The following is a 9,776-nucleotide window of genomic DNA, read 5'->3' as shown; positions in this document are numbered from 1 at the left end:
CTAAGCCGAGGATTCGGCTTCCCCCCGTGCCTCGGGGACCGGACAGGGATCACCGGGGTGACCCACGAGGGCCTGTGCCCGCGCGAAACGCGCGGACACAGGCCCTCGTGCCGTTCCCCGACAACCTCGAACGCCGACCCGGGCCTGGGCCCCACGCACACCCCGCCCGCAGCCGTCCTGCCCCAGGCCACCGACCTGCCTGGCGGTCCGCCCGGCCCTCCAGCGGCTTCGGGTGTGCGCATCTCCGGGCCGGGTGGCAGCGTGGAGGGGTCATGACCCGGATGTGCGGGGACGGCCTGGATGCACGGAGTGGACAGCCATGCCCATGGGGGCGCGGAACCGGGCGGACCGGGGGAGCACCGGTCCGTCAGGGGTCGGCTGCGCTCGCGGCTGCGGGCGCGCAGTGTCGCCGGGCAGGTGTCTCTGTGGCTGCTGGTCGTGGTGGTGCTGCTGGTCGGCGCTGCGCTGACGGCGCTCGTCCTGCAGGCCCACAGCTACGCGACGAGTGATGCCGAGCATCGCACGCACGCCGCAGCCGTCACGTTGTCGCGCTATCCCGGGCTGGCGGCTGCTCTGGACAGCGCCGATCCGACCGCGGTGCTGCAGCCGCTGGCCGTGGACATGCAGAAGAGCGGCGGCTTCGACTTCGTCGTGATCTTCGGGACCGACGGGATCCGCTACGCCATCACCGACCATCCCGATCTGATCGGACAGCACGTCTACGGTTCCTACCAGGAGGCCCTGAAAGGGCCGGTCACCATGACCGAGAGCACACCGCTGGGGCACGACGTGGTCACCGTCGCGCCGGTGACCAGGCCGGACGGTTCGGTCGCCGGCCTGGTGACGGTGGGCTTGTCCGTCGAGAACACGACCGGCACGGTGAGCCGGCAGCTGCCGGTCCTGCTCGGTGGTGCGCTGGCCGCGCTCGCCGCAGGCTCGGCCGGGGCGGTGCTGGTGCGGCGGCGGCTTCGCCGCCAGACGCACGGCCTGGGCCCGGCCGAGATGACGCGGATGTACGACCACCACGACGCGGTGCTGCACGCGGTGCGCGAGGGTGTGCTGATCGTCGGCGGGGACGGGCGGGTGGTGCTGGCGAACGACGAGGCCCGGCGGCTGCTGGAGTTGCCGCCCGAGCTGGAGGGGCGGCCGGTCACCGAACTGGGGCTCGATCCGGGGCTGGCCGAGCTGCTGGTGTCGGGGCGGGCCGCCACCGACGAGGTGTACCCGGCCGAGGAGCGGCTGCTCGCCGTCAGCAGCCGCCCCACGGCGCCGTTCGGCGGCGGTGCCGGCAGTGTCGCGACGATCCGGGACACCACCGAGCTGCGGGCGCTGGCCGGGCAGGCCGAGGCGGCGCGGGCCCGGCTGAAGCTGCTCTACGACGCGGGTGTACGGGTCGGCACCACCCTGGATGTGGAGCGGACCGCCCAGGAGCTGGCGGATGTGGCGGTGCCCCGGTTCGCGGACTTCGTCACGGTCGAGCTGGCCGACCCGGTGTTGCGCGGTGACGATCCGCTCCCGGGCACGGGTACTGTCGGGGGCCCTCCGATCCGCCGCGTGGCCGTCGGCGGTGTCCGGGACGACTGGCCGTTCTTCCCGGTGGGCTCGCAGATCAAACCACTGCCCGGGACACCGGACGAGACCGCCCTGGGGAGCGGGCGCGCCGTTCTCGTCGCCGACCTGCATCAGACGCACGCCTGGCGGGCGCGGGGTCCGCAGACCGCCGATCGGATCCTCGCGTACGGGGTGCACTCGCTGGTCTCCGCGCCGCTGGAGGCGCGCGGCCTGACCCTGGGCACGGCCACGTTCTGGCGCGCGGGGCAGTCCGCACCGTTCGGGGAGGAGGACGTCTCCTTCGCCGAGGAGCTGGTCGCCCGCGCGGCGACGTGCGTCGACAACGCCCGTCGCTACACCCGCGAACACCGGATGGCCGAGGCGCTGCAGCGCAGCCTGCTGCCCCGGGGACTGCCCGAGCAGAACGCCCTGGCGGTGGCCTACCGCTACCTGCCCGCGCAGCGGGGTGTCGGCGGGGACTGGTTCGACGTCGTCCCGCTGCCCGGCTTCCGCGTGGCCCTGGTCGTCGGCGACGTCGTCGGCCACGGCCTGCACGCCGCCGCCACCATGGGCCGACTGCGCACCGCCGTCCTCAACTTCGCCGCCCTCGACCTGCCCCCGGACGAACTGCTCGCCCGCCTCGACGAACTGATCGCCCGCCTCGACCAGGGCGAGGCGGGGGCGGGAGGAGGCGAGATCGAGGGCCAGGACGAGGGTGAGGGCGAGCTGGCGGTCACGGGTGCCACCTGCCTGTATGCGATCTACGACCCGGTCTCCGGGCACTGCACGATGGCGCGGGCGGGCCACCCACCGCCCGCCCTGGTCCGCACCGACGGCAGCGTCGAGTACATCGACCTGCCCGCCGGCCCGCCGCTCGGCGTGGGCGGCCTGCCCTTCGAAACCACCGAACTCCAGCTGGAACCCGGCACCGCACTGGTCCTCTACACCGACGGGCTGGTCGGGTCCCGCGAGCGTGACCTGGAGAGCGGGCTCGCCGCGCTGCGTGCCTGCCTGGCCGGCGCCCCGGCCGACAGATCCCCGGAGGACACCTGCCAGTCGGTGTTCGACACGCTGGTCCCGTCGCATCCGGGCGACGACATCGCCCTCCTCGTCGCCCGCACACGCCTCTTCGAGTCCGACCAGGTGGCCACCTGGGACGTGCCCGACGACTTCGCCGCCGTCTCCCGCATCCGCAACGAGTGCGCCGACCAGCTGACCGCCTGGGGACTGGAGGAACTGACCTTCACCGCCGAGCTGATCCTCAGCGAGCTGATCACCAACGCCCTCCGCTACGGCGCCCAGCCGATCCACGTGCGCATGCTGCGCGACACCAGCCTGGTCTGCGAGGTCTCCGACGCCAGCAGCACCGCCCCCCACCTGCGCTACGCCGCCACGACGGACGAGGGCGGCCGGGGCCTGTTCCTGGTGGCTCAGCTGGCCGAACGGTGGGGGACCAGGTACACGGCCCGCGGCAAGGTCATCTGGTCGGAGCAGCCACTGACCGCACCGGAGTTCCAGTTCGAGGCGATGCTGCTGTAGCCCGGACCGATGGACAGGACGCACGACGACCGGCGCCAGGCCGAGCGCCAGGCCGGAGGCGGAGCGCCGGCGCCGGGAATTTGATCTGAACTCTTGAGCGCGGCCCCCTTGCTTCGGCTGGGGGTTGGCTCATCCTTGGCCGGGAGCCGCGCAGCGGCGCGGGTCGCTGTGTTGTCAGTGACGTGGACTATGTTGATCGCGGCAACCGATGGGGGGTGTTCCCGTGCTGTCCGGCCGCAGGTACCGGCTTGAACTCGACGCTGCGCAGGCCGAGTTGTGTGAGAGGTTCGGTGGCATCTGTCGTTCGGTGTGGAACACCGCTCTTGAGCAGCGTCGGGAGTACCGGCGTCGCGGGGCGTGGATGAACTACGTGCCGCAGGCCGCCGAGCCGGCCGATGCCAAGCGGGAGTTCCCGTGGTTGAAGGACGCCCCCTCGCACGTGTTGCAGCAGACCCTCCGGGATCTGGACCGGGCGTGCCGTGAGCACGGGACGGGACATTCCGGGTCCGGTGGCGTTCCAAGGCCCGCTGGTCGCCGTCGTTCCGGTTCCCGGCCGGGAACCTGATCACGGTCGAGCGGATCGGCCGGAAGTGGGGCCGTCCTGCTGCGCCGTCCCGTGCCGCACCCGATTCCGCCGGGCCGTCATCATCGGTGACGCGGTCGACCTGTGCGGCTGCGCGGGAGGCGGTCCGCGGCCGTCTGATGCAGGCTGGCGGCATGGGTGTCCCGGGTGCGGACGCCGGAAGGGCGGGGAACTCCGTGACCGAAAGCGACGTGGCGCTGTCGGGGTGTGTCGCGCTGGTGACGGGCGCGTCCAGCGGTATCGGGGCCGCCACTGCCCTGGCGCTGGCCAGGGAGGGGGCGGCGGTGGCGCTGGTGGCCCGCAGCACCGAAAGGCTGGAGGAGCTGGCAGCCACGATCCGGGGCCATGGCTGCTCGTGCGTCGTCGTCAGCGCCGATCTGCGTGACACCGTACGGGCCCGGGACACCGTCGAGGAGGTCGCCGAGCGCTTGGGGCGGCTGGACGTACTGGTGAACAACGCCGGTTACGTCGCGATGGGGGCCGTCGAGGAGATCGGCGCCGAGGAGGTCGACCGGATGGTCGACCTCAACCTGAAAGCTGTCCTGCACCTGTCGCAGGCGGCGTTGCCGCATCTGCTGCGTGCTGCGGCGGGCGGCCCGCGTCAGGTCGCCGACCTGGTCAACGTCAGCTCGGCCGCGGGCCGTGTGGTGCGCCGCGGCAACGGCGTGTACTCGGCGACGAAGCACGCGGTGTGCGCGTTCAGCGAGGTCCTGCGCCAGGAGGTGACCCGGCGCGGTGTCCGGGTGGGCGTGATCGAGCCGGGGCTGACCTCGACGCACATGGCCACCGGTCCCGGATTCGCCGCGGCCCGCGGCATGGCACAGGAGTCCTGGCTGCGGGCGGAGGACATCGCCCGCTCCATCGTCTTCATGGTCACCCAGCCGCCGCACGCCGCGATCAACGAGATCATGGTGCGCCCGACGGCCCAGGAGCACTGACCCCACTCCGGTGGCGGACGAGGGCGTCAGCGGACGGCTCCCGCGTCAGGCCCTGCGCTCGGCGGCAGCGTCCAGGCTGGCCGGGGTGCGCTCGGGGCCCAGGACTTCCGGGGACTCCGCCCTCAACCCGTGGCAGCGGTGCGTGCCGTGCGAGGTGGGCGGAGTGCCGTCGGCGGTTATGCCTGGTTCCCGGTGGTCTGCGGTGCGGTGTAGAGGACGGTGCGGGGCTGTACGGTCAGGTGCCCGGTGGGCAGGTCGTGCCGGAGGGTGATCCGGTAGCGGACGGCCGTGTCACTGCCGTCAGTGAGAACGCGGCCGGTGAGCGGGATCCGGGTGTAGAGGGTGCCGGTCTGCGAGTCCAGGGTCACGGGCTCCCAGCGCCGGGTCGCGTCGTCGAACCGCTCCAGACGGATGTCGTCGCGCTGGAGGTAGGGGCCGTGTTCGGGGGAGAGGACGAGGACCTGCTGGGCCTGGGCGAGGCGGGTGTCGCCGGCGTAGTGGACGGTGAACTCGTGCGGGCGGTGGTCGGTGCCGATCCGGTGGACGGGCAGCGAGACGATCCGCAGGCCGGTGTCGGCCGTGGCGGCAGCTGACGACGGGTGCGAGGCCGCGGCCGCCGCGGGGGCGGGGGCGGGGGCGGCCATGGCCTGGCCGGAGACGCCGAGGGCGGCGGCACCGGCGAGGAGGAGGAGGGAGGTCGTCGCGGTGGCGGCCCGTCGCATGGTCGTGCGGTTCATGTTTCTTCCTTCGGGGCTATTGGAGGTTCGCGTGCGTTCGATGCGGGTCGGAGGAGAGAGAACCTTCTGCTGGCGAAATTGATGTTTAAGTTTCAACCAACACCACCACCGTACGAGCCGTGGATTCGAGCGTCAAGCGATGGGGTGAAGTCGTCGCCGCGAATCGGGATGGGCACGAACGAATCCGGAATGGCCCTGGTTCTGCTGCGCCGATCCATCGCCGGGAGCGTTGCAGGGCGGCTGAGGGCACGCCGGGCGACCCGCATCCGATGCACCGGATTCGCCCCAAGTACCCCCGCCTGACCTGGAAGTGGATCCGGCGCCGCTTCCACGGAGCGGACCGCATCACCGAGGGCGGGATCGTCCTCTGCGGCCCGGCCGCGTCTATCGTGGAATGCGGACACCGGCGGCGGCGTCGAGGCGAGACGGACATGGCGGAACCTGAGATCGACTACAGAGCGGTGTTCCAGGCCCTTCCCGGTGCGATGGCGCTGCTGACCCCGCAACTGGTCTACGCGGACGTCAACGAAGAGTTCCTGCGCACGTTGGGCCGCACCCGCGGGCAGGTCATCGGCCGCCACTTGCCCGACGATTTCGCCCACACCCAGAACGACCCCGGCGTAGCCGTGGTGCGCAACATCCAGGCGTCAATGCACCAGGTGCTCGGAAGCGGTGAGCCCGACATCATCGAGCTGCAGCGCTACGACATCGAGGACCCCGACCGGCCCGGGGTGCGAGGCGAACGCTACTGGAGCATGATCAATGTTCCCGTCCTCGACTCGGACGGACGGGTGGCACTGCTGATCCACCGGCTGGAGGAGGTCACCGAACTCATCCGCGCCCGCGAAGTCGCGCTGAGCCTGCAGGAGGCGATGCTGCCCGCTCCCCGCCCGGTCGGACGCCACCCGGCAGCCGTGCGCTACCGGCCCGCCGTCGACACGCTGAACGTGTGCGGTGACTGGTACGACCTGGTCGACCTGCCCGGCGACCGCATCGCGGCCGCCGTCGGCGACGTCGTAGGGCACGGCTTGTCCGCGGCCCAGGTCATGGGGCAACTGCGCAGCGCGCTCAGCACCGTCTCCCGTGTTGCCGACGGCCCCGCCCGGACCCTGGAAGTCCTCGGCCTGTACGCCCGCTCCGTCGACGGCGCCGAGAACACCACCGTGGCCAACACGTTCATCGACTGGGACGCCCACACCATCACCTACAGCAGCGCGGGCCATCCCCCGCCGGCCCTCCTGCAGACCGACGGCACCGTCGAGTTCCTGGACCAGGCCACCGACCCCCCTCTCGGCGCCGGCCCCGAACAAGTCCGCCCGCCCCAGGCCACAGCGCACTTCACCGACGGCGCCGTGCTCGCGCTGTACACCGACGGCCTCATCGAACGCCGCCGCGAAGACATCGACACCGGCCTTGCCCGGCTCGCCGACTCCCTGACCCGCCACCGGGCAGCCGACCCCGAAACCCTCGCCGACGCCGTGCTCTCCGACCTGCTCCCGCCCGGCGGCGTCACCGACGACACCGCCCTGGTCATCGTGCGCCTGTGATACCGGCGGGCCTCCTCGCCGGAGGGAGCGGCCTTGTGTCGGGGCCTGACGCGCAGCCGGCACTGACTGCGGAACCCGCGGTCAGCGTGAACTGTCAACGCTGGAGGAATCGCCGGGGAGGGCCTTCTTCCAGGAGTCCTTGTGGGGGCTGGGAGACGGGGCCGGCGATGGCTTGGGGGCAGCGTTCTGTCCGTCCTTGCCGTCCTTACCGTCCTTCCCCTCCCTGCCCTCCCTGCCCTCCCTGCCCTCCCTTCCGTCCTTGCCGTCCTTCCCCTCCCTGCCTTGGGGGCCGGGCGGGCCAGGGGGGCCGGGCGGACCGGAGGGGCCGGGCGTGACGTTCCCCCCCGCCAGATCGCCGATGTGATGCACCTGCAGATCGTCGATCTGCATTTGCTGGGAGATGAGCGCGGCCGACTGCACGACGAGCGCGGCGATCAGTGATCCGCGGAGCAGGAGATGACGCCACGGCCTTCGCGGAATTTCGTTCACGGTTCCCACATGATCTCTTACGTTGCGTGACGGCGACAGTGTAGGTGATGAGGAGTCGAAGTCGGCGGATCTCCTCGTCGAGGGTCTGTTCCGCGGTGGCACCGGCCGCGGTCGTGGCCGTCCATGGTCTGCCGTCGGCGCATGGGGTACGCGCCGGTCAACCAGCTCCTGGCCCGGGTGCAGACCGATGCGGCGCAGCAGTTGTCCGGCGAGCATGCGGTGCAGGCGGGCCAGACGGAAGATCGCGTGGCTGCACGGCCCGCCGCCGCGGCCCGCAACGCGATCGAGGCCGGGTTCGACGGCGTGGAGATCCACGGCGCGAACGGCTACCTGCTGCACCAGTTCCTGTCCACCAACGCCAACCGGCGCACCGACGACTGGGGCGGCACGGCCGAGGGCCGGATCCGCTTCGTGGTGGAGGTGGCCCGCGCGGTCGCCGACGCCGTCGGCCCCGAGCGCGTGGGCCTGCGGATCTCTCCGGCCAACCCCTGCAACGACATCACCGAGGACGACCACCGCGACACGTACCGCGCCCTGGTGACCGCGCTGGAGCCGATCGGCCTGGCCTACCTGCACGTGCTGGAGGGCCCGGACCGGGCTGACCCTGGAGCTGCGCAGGCGGTTCCCCGGCACCTTCGTCCTCAATCCCTTCACCCACCCGGCCCCCACCGGCCCCGACGCGCTGGCCCTGATCGAGGACGGCAGTGCGGACATGATCGCCTTCGGCGCCCTGTTCCTGGCCAACCCCGACCTGCCGGCCCGACTCGCCGCCGGCGGCCCGTTCAACACCCCGGATGCGTCCACCTTCTACGGCGGCGACCACCGCGGCTACACCGACTACCCCGCCCTCACCTCCTGAGCGGCGACCTGGCGGGCGCGGCCACACGGTGGAGTCACGGCGTGCGCGGTCGCTCTCTCCACCCATCCCCACCGGGGAGTCCCATGTGCCGCCTCCCCACGTTGCTGCAGTGGGTGAGGCGGCCCCCGGGGCCGCAGCCGGCGCCCGCGACCGGCGGCAGGGAGACAGAGGTGGTGGCAGGCGGATTCGGCGGAGCCGATGGGGAGCCGCCGCCTGCCGTCTCGGCTGGCGGGATCTTGGCGACCTCAGGCGTTTACGCCGCTCGTAGGGCGGGCCCAGGGATCAGAGGATGGAGCCGTCGCCGGCCGGGGAAACCCGGCACGGCCCACCGGACCCCGTCCCGACCAGCAAGAACAAGAGGTACCCCCATGTCCGCCACCGCTTCCGCCGAGATCGCCAGCGCCGTCCTGAGCGTGCCCGCCGCCGCCCCGGCCGAGGCCGTCGCCCACTACGCCGCCCGCCTCGCCTTCGAGGCGGATGTCTCCGACGTCCACGCCGATCTGGTGTCCGGCGCACCCGGCGTCGTGGTGGTCGACACCCGCAGCAATGTCGCCTGGGACCAGGGCCGTATCCCCGGCGCCCTCCACATCCCCACCGCGCGGGTTGCCGACCTGGCGCCGCAGCTGATCGACCCGGCCCAGACCGTGGTCACCTACTGCTGGGGCCCCGGCTGCAACGGTGCGACCCGCGCGGCGCTGGCCTTCGCCCGCCTCGGCTACCAGGTCAAGGAGATGCTCGGCGGCTTCGAGTACTGGGTACGCGAGGGCTTCGCCTACGACTCCGCCACCGGCGTCGAGCAGCGCCCCATCGACGACCTGACCGCCCCGCGCTCGGGTATCTCCTGCGCATGCTGAAGGACACCGCACGGCCGGGCGGCGCGATCCGTCCGGCCACCGCGGCCGACCTGCCGGCGATAGCCCACCTGTGCGCCGCCCACGCTGCCTTCGAGCGTGCCGAACCGGTGCCCGCTGATCTCGCCACCCGCCTGGAGCCCGTGCTGTTCTCGGCAGATCCGAGAGCGTGGTGCCTCGTGGTCGACCGTGGGGGTGAACTGATCGGTTACGCCACCTACTCCCGGGAGTTCTCCACCTGGCAGGCGACCGACTACGTCCACCTGGACTGCCTGTTCGTCACCGAACCGCATCGGGGAGAGGGCTGGGGGCGCGCCCTGCTCAATGCCGTGAAGGACGTGGCAGCAGGCTGCGGCGCCGCGCAAATACAGTGGCAGACGCCCGACTGGAACGCCGAGGCCATCCGCTTCTACCGCCGCGCGGGGGCCCAGGCCCGGTCCAAGGTCAGGTTCTCGCTGCCCGCCCAGCAGACAACCTGACCCGAGCGCCCGGGGAGCGTCCTTGGGTGTCGTTCCTGTGCGTACGGGGTGTGGTGGCGGTCACGGTGGCGGGCGGCTGGTGTTGACTCTGCGTGGTGGGGGTGGGGTCGGTCGGTGATGTCGCCGGGGTTTGGGTGGTGAGTGCGCTCACAGGGGGATGGGGTGTGCGACGACGGATAGTAGTGTCCGTTTTGCACCTCTTT

General features: G+C 72.0%; 7 protein-coding genes and 1 pseudogene. 7 read left to right on the top strand and 1 reads right to left on the bottom strand.

Going from position 1 to position 9,776, the window contains the following annotated elements:
* Positions 1-300 precede the first annotated feature (300 nt).
* The 3 genes from ACIRYZ_RS45830 to ACIRYZ_RS45820 all read left to right on the top strand — a co-directional run bounded on the left by ACIRYZ_RS45830 (position 301) and on the right by ACIRYZ_RS45820 (position 4,611).
* Complete coding sequence (locus ACIRYZ_RS45830) at positions 301-3,090, top strand: SpoIIE family protein phosphatase (protein ID WP_402955493.1); 2,790 nt, start codon at positions 301-303, stop codon at positions 3,088-3,090.
* 208 nt (positions 3,091-3,298) lie between these two features.
* The gene (locus ACIRYZ_RS45825; protein WP_402955490.1) at positions 3,299-3,655 is read left to right on the top strand and encodes a helix-turn-helix domain-containing protein; all 357 of its coding nucleotides are present in this window, start codon (positions 3,299-3,301) and stop codon (positions 3,653-3,655) included.
* A 194-nt stretch (positions 3,656-3,849) separates the two neighbouring features.
* Positions 3,850-4,611 (top strand): SDR family oxidoreductase, encoded by a 762-nt coding sequence (locus ACIRYZ_RS45820; RefSeq protein WP_402955487.1) that lies wholly within the window; start codon positions 3,850-3,852, stop codon positions 4,609-4,611.
* Between the two features lie 176 nt (positions 4,612-4,787).
* Here ACIRYZ_RS45820 and ACIRYZ_RS45815 read toward each other — a convergent pair whose 3' ends face one another.
* On the bottom strand, positions 4,788-5,348 hold the full coding sequence (locus tag ACIRYZ_RS45815; protein WP_402955485.1) for a hypothetical protein: 561 nt from the start codon (positions 5,346-5,348) through the stop codon (positions 4,788-4,790).
* A 431-nt stretch (positions 5,349-5,779) separates the two neighbouring features.
* On the opposite strand from ACIRYZ_RS45815, the gene ACIRYZ_RS45810 reads away from it, so the two are divergent.
* The 4 genes and pseudogenes from ACIRYZ_RS45810 (at position 5,780) to ACIRYZ_RS45795 (ending at position 9,573) form a co-directional block, all read left to right on the top strand.
* A complete protein-coding gene (locus ACIRYZ_RS45810; RefSeq protein ID WP_402955482.1) occupies positions 5,780-6,895 on the top strand; it encodes a PP2C family protein-serine/threonine phosphatase in 1,116 nt (371 codons plus the stop codon).
* A gap of 735 nt (positions 6,896-7,630) precedes the next feature.
* A pseudogene (locus ACIRYZ_RS45805) lies at positions 7,631-8,243 on the top strand (alkene reductase); the annotation flags it as partial.
* A gap of 368 nt (positions 8,244-8,611) precedes the next feature.
* Positions 8,612-9,097 (top strand): rhodanese-like domain-containing protein, encoded by a 486-nt coding sequence (locus ACIRYZ_RS45800; RefSeq protein ID WP_402955479.1) that lies wholly within the window; start codon positions 8,612-8,614, stop codon positions 9,095-9,097.
* Positions 9,091-9,573 (top strand): GNAT family N-acetyltransferase, encoded by a 483-nt coding sequence (locus ACIRYZ_RS45795; RefSeq protein WP_402955476.1) that lies wholly within the window; start codon positions 9,091-9,093, stop codon positions 9,571-9,573. Before ACIRYZ_RS45800 ends, ACIRYZ_RS45795 begins: the two co-directional genes overlap by 7 nt.
* Positions 9,574-9,776: the final 203 nt, after the last annotated feature.

The organism is Kitasatospora sp. NPDC101155, from assembly GCF_044768305.1.
Classification (GTDB): Bacteria; Actinomycetota; Actinomycetes; order Streptomycetales; family Streptomycetaceae; genus Kitasatospora.
This window is presented reverse-complemented; position numbering and strand designations above follow the sequence as displayed.